Annotated in this window: 16 protein-coding genes and 2 tRNA genes; 7 read left to right on the forward strand and 11 right to left on the reverse strand. The window is 33.4% G+C overall.

Translation table 11 applies throughout. The annotated features are described in order from the left end of the window. Positions 1 to 5: 5 nt before the first annotated feature. From ACFFGL_RS12440 to ACFFGL_RS12455, 4 genes are all read right to left on the reverse strand, one after another. On the reverse strand, positions 6 to 1,082 hold the full coding sequence (locus ACFFGL_RS12440) for an ABC transporter permease (protein ID WP_309727584.1): 1,077 nt from the start codon (positions 1,080 to 1,082) through the stop codon (positions 6 to 8). A gap of 11 nt (positions 1,083 to 1,093) precedes the next feature. Then, positions 1,094 to 1,324, reverse strand: coding sequence for a hypothetical protein (locus tag ACFFGL_RS12445; RefSeq protein ID WP_309727585.1), 231 nt, complete (start codon positions 1,322 to 1,324; stop codon positions 1,094 to 1,096). Between the two features lie 6 nt (positions 1,325 to 1,330). Continuing rightward, positions 1,331 to 2,299, reverse strand: a complete 969-nt coding sequence (locus tag ACFFGL_RS12450) for a BT_3928 family protein (protein ID WP_309727586.1) — start codon at positions 2,297 to 2,299, stop codon at positions 1,331 to 1,333. 104 nt (positions 2,300 to 2,403) lie between these two features. Further along, on the reverse strand, positions 2,404 to 2,946 hold the full coding sequence (locus ACFFGL_RS12455) for a DUF1599 domain-containing protein (protein WP_309727587.1): 543 nt from the start codon (positions 2,944 to 2,946) through the stop codon (positions 2,404 to 2,406). Between the two features lie 66 nt (positions 2,947 to 3,012). Here ACFFGL_RS12455 and folP point away from each other — a divergent pair, with 66 nt between their 5' ends. From folP to ACFFGL_RS12470, 3 genes are read left to right on the forward strand one after another with little or no spacing between them, the layout of a single operon-like run. Beyond that, entirely contained in the window at positions 3,013 to 3,837 is an 825-nt protein-coding gene (gene folP, locus ACFFGL_RS12460) for a dihydropteroate synthase (protein WP_309727588.1), read from the forward strand. 28 nt (positions 3,838 to 3,865) lie between these two features. Next, entirely contained in the window at positions 3,866 to 4,651 is a 786-nt protein-coding gene (gene cdaA, locus ACFFGL_RS12465) for a diadenylate cyclase CdaA (RefSeq protein WP_309727589.1), read from the forward strand. Positions 4,652 to 4,663: 12 nt separating this feature from the next. Next, entirely contained in the window at positions 4,664 to 5,446 is a 783-nt protein-coding gene (locus ACFFGL_RS12470) for a DUF3667 domain-containing protein (protein ID WP_309727590.1), read from the forward strand. Here ACFFGL_RS12470 and ACFFGL_RS12475 read toward each other — a convergent pair. Beyond that, the gene (locus ACFFGL_RS12475) at positions 5,443 to 7,215 is read right to left on the reverse strand and encodes an ABC transporter ATP-binding protein (RefSeq protein ID WP_309727591.1); all 1,773 of its coding nucleotides are present in this window, start codon (positions 7,213 to 7,215) and stop codon (positions 5,443 to 5,445) included. The two genes, ACFFGL_RS12470 and ACFFGL_RS12475, sit on opposite strands and share 4 nt — an antisense overlap. Further along, complete coding sequence (truA, locus tag ACFFGL_RS12480) at positions 7,216 to 7,965, reverse strand: tRNA pseudouridine(38-40) synthase TruA (RefSeq protein ID WP_309727592.1); 750 nt, start codon at positions 7,963 to 7,965, stop codon at positions 7,216 to 7,218. A 75-nt stretch (positions 7,966 to 8,040) separates the two neighbouring features. Between truA and ACFFGL_RS12485 the strand changes: the two genes are divergently transcribed. Next, positions 8,041 to 8,535 carry a metallophosphoesterase family protein gene (locus ACFFGL_RS12485; RefSeq protein WP_309727593.1) on the forward strand — a complete coding sequence of 165 codons (495 nt, stop codon included), beginning with the start codon at positions 8,041 to 8,043 and terminating at the stop codon, positions 8,533 to 8,535. A 64-nt stretch (positions 8,536 to 8,599) separates the two neighbouring features. Here the strand turns inward: ACFFGL_RS12485 and ACFFGL_RS12490 are convergent, their stop codons facing one another. Beyond that, complete coding sequence (locus ACFFGL_RS12490; RefSeq protein ID WP_309727594.1) at positions 8,600 to 9,010, reverse strand: DUF4293 domain-containing protein; 411 nt, start codon at positions 9,008 to 9,010, stop codon at positions 8,600 to 8,602. 205 nt (positions 9,011 to 9,215) lie between these two features. On the opposite strand from ACFFGL_RS12490, the gene rho reads away from it, so the two are divergent. Beyond that, positions 9,216 to 10,865 carry a transcription termination factor Rho gene (rho, locus tag ACFFGL_RS12495; RefSeq protein ID WP_309727595.1) on the forward strand — a complete coding sequence of 550 codons (1,650 nt, stop codon included), beginning with the start codon at positions 9,216 to 9,218 and terminating at the stop codon, positions 10,863 to 10,865. A gap of 162 nt (positions 10,866 to 11,027) precedes the next feature. On the opposite strand, the gene rpsT is transcribed toward rho, so the two are convergent. The 4 genes from rpsT to proS all read right to left on the reverse strand — a co-directional run bounded on the left by rpsT (position 11,028) and on the right by proS (position 13,053). Continuing rightward, positions 11,028 to 11,276 (reverse strand): 30S ribosomal protein S20, encoded by a 249-nt coding sequence (gene rpsT / locus ACFFGL_RS12500; RefSeq protein WP_309727596.1) that lies wholly within the window; start codon positions 11,274 to 11,276, stop codon positions 11,028 to 11,030. A 31-nt stretch (positions 11,277 to 11,307) separates the two neighbouring features. After that, positions 11,308 to 11,379 (reverse strand) — tRNA-Glu (locus tag ACFFGL_RS12505). A gap of 45 nt (positions 11,380 to 11,424) precedes the next feature. After that, positions 11,425 to 11,496 (reverse strand) — tRNA-Glu (locus tag ACFFGL_RS12510). Positions 11,497 to 11,574: 78 nt separating this feature from the next. Then, entirely contained in the window at positions 11,575 to 13,053 is a 1,479-nt protein-coding gene (gene proS / locus ACFFGL_RS12515) for a proline--tRNA ligase (RefSeq protein WP_309727597.1), read from the reverse strand. Between the two features lie 103 nt (positions 13,054 to 13,156). Here proS and ACFFGL_RS12520 point away from each other — a divergent pair, with 103 nt between their 5' ends. Further along, the gene (locus tag ACFFGL_RS12520) at positions 13,157 to 14,233 is read left to right on the forward strand and encodes a hypothetical protein (protein ID WP_309727598.1); all 1,077 of its coding nucleotides are present in this window, start codon (positions 13,157 to 13,159) and stop codon (positions 14,231 to 14,233) included. A gap of 22 nt (positions 14,234 to 14,255) precedes the next feature. Beyond that, entirely contained in the window at positions 14,256 to 15,812 is a 1,557-nt protein-coding gene (locus ACFFGL_RS12525; RefSeq protein WP_309727599.1) for an OmpP1/FadL family transporter, read from the forward strand. Positions 15,813 to 16,110: the final 298 nt, after the last annotated feature.

The following is a 16,110-nucleotide window of genomic DNA, read 5'->3' on the forward strand; positions in this document are numbered from 1 at the left end:
TTAAATTAAGAATGGGCTATTCTTGGGTCCAGCCATCCGTAAATAATATCTACTATAATATTTATGATTATAAATAAAAGGGCGATTATTAATACTGCGCCCATAATTATGGGTAAATCTAAGGTATTTAACGCATCTACAATTTCTTTTCCGAGTCCGTTCCAGCCAAAAATATATTCTACAAAAACGGCTCCCGCCAACATCGAAGCAAACCAACCCGAAATTGCAGTGACCACCGGATTTAAAGCGTTTTTTAATGCATGACGATACACAATTTGGTGGGTTGAAAGTCCTTTTGCTCTTGCGGTTCTAATGTAATCTTGTTGTAATACTTCTAAGAGAGAATTCCGCATTAATTGAATAACAACGGCTAAGGGACGAATTCCTAATACGATTGCCGGAAGTAATAAATTTTTAAGTTGAATTTGATTTTTTTCACCAAAATCATCTAATTCATATAAACTTCCCGTCATATTTAAATTGGTGTACTCGTGTAACACATAACCAAAAAACCACGCAAATAAAATCGCGCTAAAAAACGAGGGAACGCTCATTCCGAATGTACTAAAAACTTGAATAGCTTTATCGATTGGTTTATCTTTATTTAAGGCTGAAATTATTCCGAAAAAAATACCAATTATTAAAGCAATTGTAATTGCTGAAATCGCTAAGACTGCAGTATTTGGTAGAGTTTCTGCAATAACACTGGAAACTTTTTTACCATTTTTTTGAAACGATTCTCGTAAATACGGGAATTTTAAAACGACATTTGTTTCGGCTACTTGAAAAAGTTTAGTTGCTGAATATTTCCCTTTTTCTAAATAAGTATAATCTTTTGAATTAGTAGAATGAAATGAAATTGGCGATAAATCATTTACATAATAAAAATATTGGGTGGTTAACGATTTATCGAACCCATATTTAGCGCGAACCGCTTCTAATTGTTCTTCGCTTTCATTTTGCCCCAACATCATTTGCGCCGGATCACCGGGCAGAATATTGAACAGCAAAAAAATAACGGTTATCACCCCCAAAATGGTCAGTAACGAATAGCCTATTTTTTGAAAAATATAACCGACCAAAATCTTTCTTTTTAAATGAATTTAGGCTTTTTGAATAAAAACCATTTTACTTGAATTTTTGTTCCGCTTTGGGTTTCAATAGAATTAAACTTTGGTGTTAATAGAAAAATAATTCCTGTTGAAATTGCTATTAAAATAGGTGTTAATTCAATTTTAAATACATATTTACTAAGCGAAATAAATAATAATATTATTACAAGTGAACATAGAATATGATAAATATATGGAAGCGCCTTTTTCATTTTCACTTAGTTTAAGTTTAAATCATCAGCGTCATTCCAGTGTTCCTTTTGAATAATTGTTCCATTTTCAAGTGTCATTAAGCCGGGGTTTGAACGTACTATTGTTTTTATCGCCGTTTCATCGGTAAAATAAAAGTTGAAATTATACCCATAAGTATCTTTTATTTTCTGAATTTCTTGCGGTCCAGAAGCAGAAAGACCAACCACGCGATAGCCTTTTTTCTGTGCTTTTTCTACGGCACTTTTTATTGCTGACCAACCTTGGTTTTCAGATTTCGATAAGTTATAAGCCACGACCACCAAGACTTTATCTTCATTTAATATTTCATCTGTAGAATCGCCTTCTTGATTATAAAAACCAAAATCATGAATTGGCGGAATAATTTTTCCGTCGGGAACTTGCATTCCTTCTTCAATTTTTACGCCTTCTTTATAGGCTCTAAAATCGATTAGCGGTAAATGCATTAACACGTAATAAGCGAAACATAAACAGCCTGTAAAGGTTAAAAAGACAATCCATTTATGAGAAGAAGCCGGTTGAAATAATGGCGTGTAATATTTCCGCTGAAAAAACAATAGGAGTATTAATACTAGTAAAATAACATCTTTAGTAAAAGATTCCCATGGCGTTAAGGGTAACGCGTCACCAAAACAACCACAATCGGTTACTTTATTAAAATATGCGGAATAAAAAGTGAGAAAGGTGAAGAAAATTATCATTAAGAGTAAACTCCACAAGGTAAATTTTTTGGCGTATCCTAGAATTAGCATTACACCTAGTAATAATTCAAAAACTACAAGAAATACTGCCAAGCCTAATGCGAAAGGTTGCAAGAATTCTAAGCCTAAAACGCCTTCGCTAAAATATTCTTGTAGTTTATAAGAAAACCCAAGCGGATCGTTGAGTTTTACAAAACCGCTGATAATGAATAAAATTCCTACAAATATTCTGGCAACTCCTACAATATATTTCATAGTAAAAAATTTTTATTGATCTTGCTTGAGTAAATCACCTCAAGTCAAACTCATAACGTATTTATTATAATTTAGTTTTTATTTCGAAGCAAGCCTCGACATATTTAATCTTGATTATCGAGTAAAATTAAGGCAAAAATCGCATAGTTAATCATATCTTGATAATTCGCATCAATTCCCTCACTTACTAAGGTTTTTCCTTTATTGTTTTCGATTTGTTTTACGCGAAGTAATTTTTGCAAAATAAGATCGGTTAACGAACTTACACGCATTTCTCGCCACGCCTCACCATAATCATGATTTTTATTTTCCATCAATTGTTTGGTTTCAGCTACACACTCATCGTATAATTCTAACGCTTCTTTCAGGTCTAGATCGGGTTGTTCTACAACACCTTTTTTTAACTGAATAAGCGCCATAATCGCGTAATTAATAATTCCGATAAATTCCGGAATTTCGTTTTCATCTACCTTTCGAACTTCATTTTGTTGCAACCCGCGAATACGTTGTGCTTTTATAAAAATCTGGTCGGTTAACGAAGGAAGTCGCAAAATGCGCCACGCACTCCCGTAATCGTTCATTTTTTTTGAAAATAAATCGCGGCATTTTTTAATAACCGCGTCATATTGGGCAGAAGTATTTTGCATGAAAACGCTGTATTTTGCGTAAATTTCGGAGAAAATTTTAAAATATTCAAAGTAATCTGATTCTTTATGACAATAAATTGCCGCGGAAACTTGATTGACCTTACTTCACCCAAAATTATGGGAATTTTAAACCTGACTCCAGATTCGTTTTATGATGGCGGAAGATACAAAAATGAGGAAGATATTTTAAGGCAAACCGAAAAAATGCTCACCGAAGGCGCAACTTTTATAGATGTTGGCGCGTATAGTTCTCGACCCGGCGCAAAGCATATTTCAGAAGATGAAGAGATGAAACGTTTGCTTCCGGTAATTGAAATCTTACTGAAAGAATTTCCTGAAATAATTCTTTCTATTGATACGTTTAGAGGTGAAGTTGCGAAAAAATCTGTAAAAATCGGTGCGGCGATAATCAATGATATTTCAGGGGGAAATTTAGATGAAAGAATGATGGAAACCGTTGCCGAATTACAAGTTCCTTATATTTTAATGCATATGAAAGGAAATCCGCAAACGATGCAGCAAAACACCGAATACCAAAATTTGCTCCAAGAAATCACTTATTATTTTTCAGAAAAATTAAATAAAGTACGAGAGTTAGGAATTAATGATGTGATTTTAGATCCCGGTTTTGGCTTTTCTAAAAATAATAAACAAAACTTTAGTTTGCTTCGGGAGATGAAATTTTTAAAGCAACTTGACTGTCCTTTATTAGCAGGAGTTTCTCGAAAATCGATGATTTACAAAACCTTAGAAACTACTGCCGAAAACGCATTAAACGGAACTAGTGTTTTAAATACCGTTGCTTTGCTAAATGGCGCTTCAATTTTACGTGTACACGATGTAAAACCCGCCAAAGAATGTATTACCTTGTTTCAGCAACTTAACAACTAAATTTATACATTTACAAAAAACACCGATTTTGGATTCATTTGACTTTCTAGATTTACGCATTCTTGATATTGTAGATATTGTCTTGGTAGCCGTTTTGCTTTACTATATCTATAAATTGGTTAAAGGAAGTGCCGCGATAAACATTTTTATAGGAATTGTAATTATTTATTTAGTCTGGAAACTGACTGAATTATTAAAAATGGAAATGCTCACCAATGTTTTAGGTGAATTTATTGGTGTAGGAATGTTTGCCTTAATTGTGGTTTTTCAGCAAGAAATACGAAAATTTTTGTTGATGGTAGGATCGACAAACTTTACGAATAAACGCAGTTTTTTACGTCAGTTGAAATTTATGCGGGAAGATACTGAAGAGACTTCTACCGATATTCAATCTATTGTAAAAGCTTGTGTTAATATGGGCAAAACCAATACCGGAGCTTTAATTGTGATTAAACGAAATACGCAATTAGATTTTGTAAAAAACACTGGCGATAAAATGGATATTGAAATTAACCAGCCCATTATTGAAGCTATTTTTTATAAAAACAGTACACTACACGATGGTGCCATTGTGATTGAAGAAAATAGAATTACCGCTACTCGAGCAATTTTACCGGTTTCTAATGATAGAAATATTCCGTTACGTTTCGGTTTACGCCATCGAGCGGCCGTTGGAATTACAGAAAAAACCGATGCTTTAGCCTTGGTGGTTAGTGAAGAAACCGGACAAACCTCATACATTAAAAACGGTGGTTTTGAAATTTACGATTCTCAGGAAGAATTAGTGAGTAAGTTAAAAGAAGATTTGGAGTAAATACCCTATAAAATGAATTGTAAAAATTGTGAAAAACAGTTGTTGGAAGCAGACAATTACTGTACTAATTGTGGAGCTAAAGTTATTCATTACAGATTAACCTTGAAAAATGTAGGGGAAGAATTCGCTCATACTTTTTTAAATGTAGATAATACCATTTTAAAGACTTTTTTACAAATGTTCCTTAATCCACATTTGGTGATCTTAGATTATATTTCTGGAGTGAGAAAAAAGTACTTAAATGTAATAAGTTACTTTACCATCGCCTTAACTTTAGCAGGATTACAACTCTTTATTCTTAGAAAATTTTATCCTGAAGCTTTAGCAATGCCGGAGTCTTATCAAAGCGTAAATCCCATTATTGACCTTAACTGGTTATTTGATTACTACTCTATGCTTATGCTTGTTTACTTACCTATTTACGCATTAATGGCCAAATTAACTTTTATTAAATATAAAAAATTTAATTATACCGAACATTTGGTCACTATGACTTATCTAATGGCTCATTTCACCATTGTAAGTGTATTAATAATTTTACCCATATCGATTTTAGGTGGGAATTATATGGAAGTGGGAATGTTTCTAAATTTACTTCTTTTTATTCACACTTGTTATACATACAAAAAAATGTATCCGCTTTCGGTTAAACAATTACTCTTTTCAGTTTTTTTATTTTTTGTATTTGCCACTGTCATTTTTATAATTCTGGAAATATTTTTTGTAGCGTATTTGTTCTTAACGGGCGATTTGCAAGAATTAATTGAAGCTAGTAGAGCTTCGCAAGGTCTCTAAATCTCTTCTTCCTGCATAAATTGAACTTCATACAAACTTTTATAATAACCTTTATCTTGTTGCAGTAATTGTTGATGCGTTCCTATTTCAACAATTTCACCTTGATCCATTACAATAATTTTATCGGCTTTTTTAATGGTGGCCAATCTGTGTGCGATTACAATTGAAGTTCTGCCTTTGGTAATTTTTTCGGTGGCTTCTTGAATTAATTGTTCACTATAACTATCTACTGAAGAAGTTGCTTCATCGAGTACTAGAATACTGGGATTACTCACATAAGCACGTAAGAATGCGATAAGTTGTCGTTGCCCTGAAGAAAGCATTACGCCACGCTCCTTCACATTGTAATAATATTGATTTGGCAAACTACTTATAAATTTATGAACGCCAATTTGTTTAGCCGCTTCAATCACGTCTTCCTCTTTAATTTCAGGATGACCAAGCGTAATATTATTCATAATGGTATCGGCAAATAAGAACACATCTTGCAATACCACCGCAATTTCATTCCGTAACGATTTTAAGGTGAAATCTTTTATGTTAATTTCATCGATCGTGATTTTACCGCTGTCAATTTCATAAAATCGGCTCAACAGATTAATAATTGTACTTTTTCCGGCGCCTGTCGCTCCTACGATTGCCACGGTCTCTCCAGCTTTTACTTCAAAAGAAATTCCTTTTAAAACTTCTTCATCTTTTATATAACTAAAATGTACATCTTCAAATTTAATTTCACCAACAAGGTTTTTCGCTTTAATTTCACCTGTATTTGCAATGGTAGATTTTGTATCTAAAATAGCAAAAACCCGATTGGCGGCAACCATTCCCATTTGTAACGTGTTGAATTTATCGGCAATTTGGCGCAGCGGTCTAAATAGCATTTGTATAAGCTGAATAAACATAATAATCACCCCAAGCGAAAGGGTTTCTTCACTAGTTTGAATAACCCGCAAACCGCCAAACCAAACCACTAAACCAATGGTTATAGAGCTTGACATTTCTGCAATGGGAAAGAAAATTGAATTGTACCAAACGGTTTTAACCCACGCCTTTTTATGCTTTTCGTTAATATTTTTGAAATGGTTATATTCCGTTTTTTCACGGCTAAAAATCTGCACTATTTTCATTCCTGTTAATCGCTCCTGAACAAAAGAATTTAAATTAGATACTTGGGTACGAACTTCTTCAAAAGCAATTTTCATTTTTTTCTGAAAAACGCGCGTAGCGTACAATACAAATGGAAGAACAACCAAAACTAAAAGCGTTAACCGCCAACTTTGTACAAACATAAAGCCGAGAACCACGAGCATTTTTAGCAAATCGCTGATAATCATAAAAAGGCCTTGACTAAAAATACTGGCAATTGTTTCAATATCACTTACTGCACGTGTTACTAATCTTCCCACTGCAGATTTATCGTAATATTGTTTTTTAAAATTCAGCATATGCTCAAAAAGCTTCACCCGAATATCACGAATTACTTCTTGTCCTAACCAATTAGCGAAATAGATGAATAAAAACTGAAAAAGAACTTCCAGCACTAAAGCCGAAAGCATTAAAACAATATAGAGAATAAGATTATCGCTGTCTTTTGGAACAATACTTTCGTCTACCGTAATTTTTGTAAGATAAGGTCTTACTACGCCAAATACTGAAAGTAAAATTGCGGCGATTCCTACAAAATAAAATGTTTTTTTATAGGGATTCGTATAGCTTATTAAGCGTTTAAAAAGACCAAAATTAAAGGCGTTTCCGGTGTTATTAGCCATTTATAATTGCGTTATCTCGTTTGGATATTCTATTTTATGTAAAAATAAGCCTTTTGCGTCTACAGATTTTCCGGCATTACTTCTATTTCGACTTTTAACAATACCATGAATAGCTGCTGGTTTTATTTTCTCTAAGCCTACTTCTATTAATGTTCCTACAATTGCTCGAACCATATTTCTTAAAAATCGGTCGGCTTTTATAGTAAAAACTAACGTGTGATTTTTCTGTTTCCAGCTTGCATTTTCAATTGTACAATTATACGTTTTTACATCGGTTCTCGATTTAGAAAAACATTTAAAGTCTTTATAGTTCAATAAGATTTTTGATGCTTCATTCATTAATTCAATATTCAGTTCTTTTTTAATGTAATAAGCAAAATCTTCTAAAAAAGGATCTTTTTTGGTAACTACAAAATATTTATATTCCCGCGAAAGCGCATCAAATCTAGCGTGTGCATCGGGTTTTACTTTATAAATACCGTAAATTGCAATATCATTCGGCAAAAGTGAATTGAGTTTAAACTGAAGTTGACTTGTATTTATTTTCTCTTTATCAATATCGAAATGCGCGATTAATTGATTCGCATGAACGCCGGTATCGGTTCTTCCCGCTCCTACTATAGAAATTTTCTGCTGAAAAGCGACCGATAGACTTTTCTCTACTTCTTCCTGAACAGAAATTGCATTCGGCTGAATTTGCCAACCATGATAAGCTTTTCCATTATATGCTAAATCGAGAAATAATCGCAAGAAATTTATTTTTACATTTGAAGATGCAAAGATAGAATATTCAATTTGATTAAATATTTGTATAAAAAATAAGGTTTGAAAAAAATACTACTCCTAAGCGACAATCATAGTTATATTGACGATAGAATTTTAGCTTACGCTGAAAAAGCTGATGAAATTTGGCATGCCGGTGACATTGGTTCATTAGAAGTGACCGATAAATTGACAGAAAAAGCACCCTTAAAAGCAGTATATGGAAATATTGATGATCATTCAATAAGAAAAGAATTTCCGCTAAATAACCGATTTATGTGCGAGGAAGTTGATGTGTTTATAACACATATTGGCGGTTATCCTAAAAAATATGCGCCACGAATTAAAGAAGAAATTCAGCAAAATCCTCCAAAAATTTTTATTTCAGGCCATTCCCATATTTTAAAAGTAATGCATGATAAGCAATTAAATTTATTGCATATGAATCCTGGCGCTTGCGGGAAACACGGTTTTCATCAAGTAAGAACAATGCTGCGTTTTGAAATTGATAAAAAAGAAATTAAAAACCTTGAAGTAATTGAATTAGGAAAACGCTAAAACTAAAAAACCCGAAAGATAAACTTTCGGGTTTTCACGCACTAATACTACTAAGATGTTAGGTTTATCGCAACCGGTCCACAGATTTTACGAGTGCTTCATCCTTTTTGATAGCCTTATTTGCTAAGGCAAGAAAAACGATAGAAATAATCGGAATCAACATCCCAATACCTTTCTCTGAAATTTGCATCTCTCCAGGTACGATTAGGGTCCAGTACACAAAAAATCCTAGTAAAAAAAAGTTTAATATTATATTTAAACGCCCCATTACAAATTGAAGCTTTCTATTTTTAAACAAGAAAATACTTATTAAAGCTAGCAAAGATGAAAGTAAAAACGCTCCTAAAACAACCACTTTATCTATAGCGAAAACTTCTTCTCCACTTTCCGTAGTCCAAATAGGAATTAAGAAAGGCAAAATTGCTGCTATAAGCACTACAATAAATAAATAAATTGTTTGTATTCGTTGAATCATATTTGCTGTTAAATGAGTACAAAAATAAGGGATTATTTTTTAAAATGCATCGCAAAATATAAAATAAAGTCGTATAATTGCATTAACAATTCGTAACCACTTCAATAAAGGTTACTTATAACTTCAATTTTTTTACAATTTCTTTCTTCTTTGAAAGAAGTTAATTTCAATTAGACAAAACAATTATTTTATATTTTTTGATTAAATGTTAGAAATTTCAGAATTAAAAGCAAAAAAGCTTCCTGAATTACAGGAAATCGCCAAGTCTTTAAATGTACCTAAATTCCGAAGCCTTAAAAAGTTAGATTTAGTTTATCAAATTTTAGATTATCAAGCGGCAAATCCTCAAAAGGTGAAAGAAGCTTTAACAGAAGAAAATTCCGATACTCCGGAAAATTCTTCTCAACCCTCAAAAGCTCCAAAACCAAAACGGCAACGAACACCGAAGCCAAAGGAAAATAATTCAGCGCCAAAAGAGAAAAAAAACACTCCTGAACCTGCTAAAGCAAAAGCTCCTAAAAAGCAGCCAAGTTCTAACAATAACAAAGAAGAGCATTCTAACAAACCACAAGAGGAAAAGCCACAGACTAAAAACACTCCTCATAAAAAAAATGCCCCTTCTAAAAACAATAATAAAAAGGAGAACAATAAAAATGATTCTCGAAATAATAATCAAAAAACCCATAAGAATAATGGAAATCGCGATAATAGAAATCGTTACCGCGAACCAGATTATGAGTTTGACGCAATTATTGAAAGTGAAGGCGTTTTAGATATTATTCAAGATGGTTATGGTTTTTTAAGATCATCAGATTACAATTACCTATCTTCTCCAGATGATATTTATGTATCGCAATCACAAATTAGATTGTTCGGTTTAAAAACCGGGGATACTGTTTTAGGTCAGGTTCGTCCGCCAAAAGAAGGCGAAAAATATTTTCCGCTTATAAAAATCAACAAAATTAACGGCTTAGATCCGCAAGTTGTAAGAGATCGTGTTTCTTTTGAACACTTGACGCCGCTTTTTCCGCAAGAAAAATTCAATATTGCTGAAAGACAAAGTACGGTTTCTACACGAATAATGGATTTATTTAGCCCTATCGGAAAAGGACAACGCGGTATGATTGTATCGCAACCCAAAACCGGTAAAACGATGTTATTAAAAGACATCGCAAATGCTATTGCTGCCAATCATCCAGAAGTTTATCAAATTGTATTATTAATTGATGAACGTCCAGAAGAAGTAACTGATATGCAACGAAATGTTCATGGAGAAGTAGTTGCTTCTACTTTCGATAAAGAAGCGCATGAACACGTAAGAGTTGCAAATATAGTGCTTGATAAAGCAAAACGTTTAGTTGAATGTGGTCACGATGTAGTAATTCTTTTAGATTCTATTACACGTCTTGCTCGAGCATACAATACCGTGCAACCGGCTAGTGGAAAAGTATTAAGTGGCGGTGTTGATGCCAATGCACTCCACAAACCAAAACGATTTTTTGGTGCAGCGAGAAATATTGAAAACGGAGGTTCGCTTTCCATTATCGCAACTGCACTTACCGATACCGGATCTAAAATGGATGAAGTTATTTTTGAAGAGTTTAAAGGAACCGGAAATATGGAACTTCAACTGGATCGAAAAATATCGAACAGAAGAATTTTCCCTGCTATCGATTTAACTTCTTCAAGCACCCGAAGAGACGATTTACTGCTTGATGAAACTACTGTTCAACGAATGTGGATTATGCGCAAATACCTTGCTGATATGAATCCTGTCGAAGCGATGGAATTTATAAATGATAAAATAAAGCAGACAAGAAATAATGAAGAGTTTCTTATTTCTATGAACGGATAAATTTCTTTCCTTATAATATTAAAAGCCGAAAACAATTTGTTTTCGGCTTTTTTTTAGTTTTCATTCAAATAAAAGAATGAAACTGGGCAACAAAAAAAGCCCCTACAAAGAGAGGCTCAATTTTTTGAACACTAATAATTATAAAAATAAATAGTTTACAATTTATAAAGCTGCTACGTGCTTTGCCAATTTAGACTTTAAGTTAGCCGCTTTATTAGAGTGAATTATATTTTTCTTCGCTAATTTATCGATCATAGAAGCAACAGAAGGAAACATTTTTTCAGCTTCGCTCTTTTCTGCATCTTTCAACTTCTTAATAGCATTACGTGTTGTTTTATGTTGGTAACGGTTTCTAAGACGTTTAGTCTCACTGTTACGAATTCTCTTTAATGCTGACTTATGATTTGCCATAACCCTTGTTTTGTTTCCTTATTTAAAAAAGTAGTCCGTAGGGGATTCGAACCCCTGTTACTAGGATGAAAACCTAGCGTCCTAACCCCTAGACGAACGGACCTTAATTCATTATTTCAATAAAATGATTTCACGATGAAACCCTTTGTAGTCCGTAGGGGATTCGAACCCCTGTTACTAGGATGAAAACCTAGCGTCCTAACCCCTAGACGAACGGACCTTGCTATTTAAATGCGGATGCAAAAATAATACTTATTTTGAATGCTCCAAACATTACAAATACTTTTTTTAAAAAAATTTAATAAGCCTTTGCAAAAAGTACACGCTGTGCAGAAGGTTTGCCGGTTAACACGCAATTCCCTTCTTCTGTTTCTGCATTAAAAGGAATACAACGAATTGTTGCTTTTGTAAGTTCTTTAATTTTATTTTCTGTTTCTGGCGTGCCATCCCAATGAGCAGAAATAAAGCCTCCTTTCGCTTTTAAAACTTTTTTAAAGTCTTCAAAAGAATCCACTTTAGTTATGTGTTCATTTCTGAAATTTAAAGCTTTTTCAAAAAGAGTATCTTGTATTTCTCCCATTAAGTTACTCACCTTCTCCACTACTTCCGATTGATTTACAAATTCTTTGGTAAGTGTATCGCGGCGCGCTAACTCTACAGTGCCTTTTTCTAAATCTTTTGGGCCAATAGCTAAACGAACAGGAACGCCTTGCAATTCGTATTGTGCAAATTTCCAACCGGGTTTATGCGTATCACGATCGTCATATTTTACCGAAATACCTGCTGCTCTTAATTCATCGGCTAACTTTTTAGCTACTAGTGATATCTCTTCTAATTGTTCTTCTCCTTTATAAATAGGAACAATTACTACTTGATTTGGCGCTAATTTTGGTGGCAACACTAAACCTTTATCATCGCTATGCGTCATAATTAAGGCACCCATTAATCGTGTAGAAACGCCCCAACTCGTTGCCCAAACGTGTTCTAATTTCCCTTCTTGTGAAGTATATTTTACATCGAAAGCTTTCGCAAAATTTTGACCTAAGAAATGTGAAGTTCCTGCTTGAAGCGCTTTTCCATCTTGCATTAATGCTTCAATACAATAAGTTTCTTCGGCTCCTGCAAATTTTTCACTTTCGGTCTTTTTGCCTTTAATTACTGGAATTGCCATAAATTCTTCAGCAAATTCAGCATAAATATTATTCATTAATTCAGTTTCATCTAAAGCTTCTTCTTTTGTAGCATGCGCGGTATGACCTTCTTGCCATAAAAATTCTGCCGTTCTTAAAAATAAGCGAGTTCGCATTTCCCAACGCACTACATTTGCCCATTGATTTATAAGTATTGGTAAATCTCTATACGATTGAACCCAACCTTTGTAGGTATTCCAAATTATAGCTTCTGAAGTTGGCCTAACAACTAATTCTTCTTCTAACTTCGCTTCAGGATCAACAATTAATTTTGAAGCATCTTCAGGATCTGTTTTTAACCTGTAATGGGTAACTACAGCACATTCTTTCGCAAAACCTTCGGCATTTTTTTCTTCCGCTTCAAAAAGACTTTTAGGGACAAATAGTGGGAAATAAGCATTTTGATGACCTGTAGCTTTAAACATACTATCTAATTTCGCTTGCATTTTTTCCCAAATTGCATAACCGTAAGGTTTTATCACCATACAACCCCGTACTGCAGAATTTTCTGCAAGGTCTGCTTGGACCACCAATTCGTTATACCATTTAGAATAATCTTTATTTCTTTCTGTTAGCTTCTTACTCATTCCCTGTGATTTGGCACAAATGTTGTGATTATGTTAATGAATTTTTAGTTAGCGCAAAACTAAGTATTTTTGATATATGTCCAACAATAAAAAACCTCAAGATATGCAACTGTCTAAACAAATTTTACGTTTTCCGAATTTACTGATGGGAATTACAGCTGCTCTAGTTTTATCTTCTTGTGGTTCTTATGAAAATTCGAGTTATAATGATGGTATTTATACCGCAGGTAGAAGCAATGAAGAAACTGAAAGTTATACCGAGAGTAATGACGAACCTTCCTACTACGAAAATTATTTTTCTAAACAAGGAGAAGAAATAGAGCAAGCGCAGCAAGCAAACACTTCTACAGATCAAGTTTTCACTGATGTAGATTCTTATTCCTCGACACCGCAACCTAATAATAGCGGAGATATTTATTATTCTGAAGATGAAAATTATTCAGGTGGAAACGCTGGTTGGGGAAGCAACCCTACTTCTGTAAATGTAAATTACTATAATAATGGATTTTATGGAAATCCTTATTATGGAAACGCTTGGGGCTACAACTCTTGGGGTTGGGGCGGCTATTACCAACCTTGGTATGGTGGATATTATGGCCCATATTATTCTGGCTGGAGTATTGGCTGGGGCTGGGGCTGGGGTAATTATTATCGCCCTTGGGGTTTTGGTTATTATAACTCTTATTACTCACCTTATTACTACGGAAATTATTACAACCCATATTACCGAGTAGCATATCATAATAATAGTAGAAATTATAGAAGTAGCTCTTCTCGATATAGTGGAAGAAGCAACTACCAAGGACGAAGTAATTCAAATGTGAATGCTTCTTCAACTAGATCTAATTATAATGCGGCAAGAAGTAGTAGAATTAGAAATTCAAGCAATATTGATGCGCGTTCTAGTGCTAGAACTAGAGGTTACAATCGAAATTCAGCAGTAAGAAGAAATTCTACTTCCACAAGAAATAATAATTCTTTTTACAATAATAGTAGAAGATCTAGCAATTCTACATACTCACCAAGATCGTCGAATACAAATCGTTCCAGCGGTACAACTACTACACGTTCTTCAAGAAGCAGTAGCTCTTCTTCAACAAGAAGCTCAGGAACATCAACTAGAAGTAGCGGAAGTTCAGGTGGCGGAAATACAAGAAGTTCTGGAACTAGAAGAAGATAATAATTGATTATACAATACAGTAATGAATAAAAAAATCATTTTAGCTAGTTTTCTTGTAATGCTAGGAGTTACAGGTAGGACACAAACTGTTTTAGAGGGATTAAATTTTGGGTCCGAAAAACTTTCAGGTACCGCACGATTTACAGGAATGAGTGGAGCTTTTGGAGCACTTGGTGGCGATATTTCAGCTATAAAAGTGAATCCTGCAGGCTCTTCTATATTTCTTGCAAATCACGCCTCTTTTTCTTTAAATAATAGAACCTATAACAATAGCTACGCTTATTTAAACACAGAGGGTGAAAATAGAAATAATAATATCGATTTGAATCAAGCGGGTGCGGTTTTAGTCTTTAAAAATTATGATGAAAACGCTACGGTTTCAAAATTCACCTTAGGTTTTACCTATGATAAAACCAACAATTATAAAAACAGTTATCATACAAATTCAGTTAACAACATTTCCATTTCTGACTATTTTGTTGATTTAGCCAATGGAGTTCCATTAGATTTATTTACGCCAATAATAGATCAAGATAATCCTCAGAATTCAGAAAGTTTAGCTGATCTATATACTTATTTGGGCGAAACTAATTTTAATGCTAAAGGATTTAATAACAAAGATCTACAAACAGCTTATTTAGGTTATGAAACTTTTATTTTCAGTTCAACCAATCCAGAAGATCTTAGTAATACCCAATACGAATCGAATGTAACTGGTAATAGATTTCAGCAACAGTACAATTACCTTTCTTCTGGATTAAACGGAAAACTTTCAGTAAATGGATCATTAGCTCTAAATGATAAGTTTTACTTTGGCTTAAACCTTAATAGTCATTTTATAAATTATAATAGGAAAACCGTCTTTTTTGAACAAATCGACGACCCTAGCGAGGTAAACGAAATTTATTTTGAAAATAAATTAAGAACGCTTGGTAGAGGATTTTCATTTCAATTAGGTGGAATCGCCATGTTAACTGATATGATTAGAGTAGGAGCCAGCTGGACTTCACCTACTTGGTATACAATTTCTGAGGAAACTACTCAGTTTGTTCAAACTTATAGACCGGGCACAATTAAAGAAAACCCAAAAGCTGATCCTAGAGTTATAAACATTTATCCAGATTACCAACTTAGAACACCAGGAAAACTTACCGGAAGTTTAGGATTAATTTTTGGGAAATCAGGCTTATTAAGTTTCGATTACACTTTTAAAGATTACGCGGGCATTCAATATGATTCTGATTTTAATAGTTTTAATTTCCAGAACAATCAAATTGACAATCTTTTAAAATCTGCATCGTCATATCGTTTAGGAGGTGAATATAGAATCAAAGAATGGTCGTTAAGAGGTGGATTACGTTATCAAGAATCTCCCTATGAAAATGAAAATCTTATGAGCGAATTAAAAGGGTATTCATTTGGTTTGGGCTATAATTTCGGGAATTTTAAAATTGATTTTGCTTACGATTTCTCTACGCAAGATTATGCAGCTTCAATTTTAAATTCAGGCTTTGATCAGAATATTATGATAGAAAATAATCTTTCTAACTACGTATTAAGTTTCTCTTTTGAGCTTTAATTTTTTACACCAAAAAATTACTGATTGATAATTCATAATCTTTTTCTTGTTTAATAAAATTTTTATTATTCGGAGTAAAGCTCTATAAAATTACTTTCCAGTTGCTATACAAAATAATTCATTTATTAGAATCCTGAAGAAGTTGAGAATTTCTGCAACTGCAAAAATTTATCTTTTTAAAATAGTTCATCCGGAGTAGAATTTGATTTTCGCGTAGAAGTTGAACTTTTAGAATTGTTACCTAAACTTATCCAGGCAAAAAACACCATCGATTTTGTCTACGAATTAACCTTCGACA

The sequence above is a fragment of the Mesonia maritima genome (genome assembly GCF_042433895.1).
Lineage (GTDB): Bacteria > Bacteroidota > Bacteroidia > Flavobacteriales > Flavobacteriaceae > Mesonia > Mesonia maritima.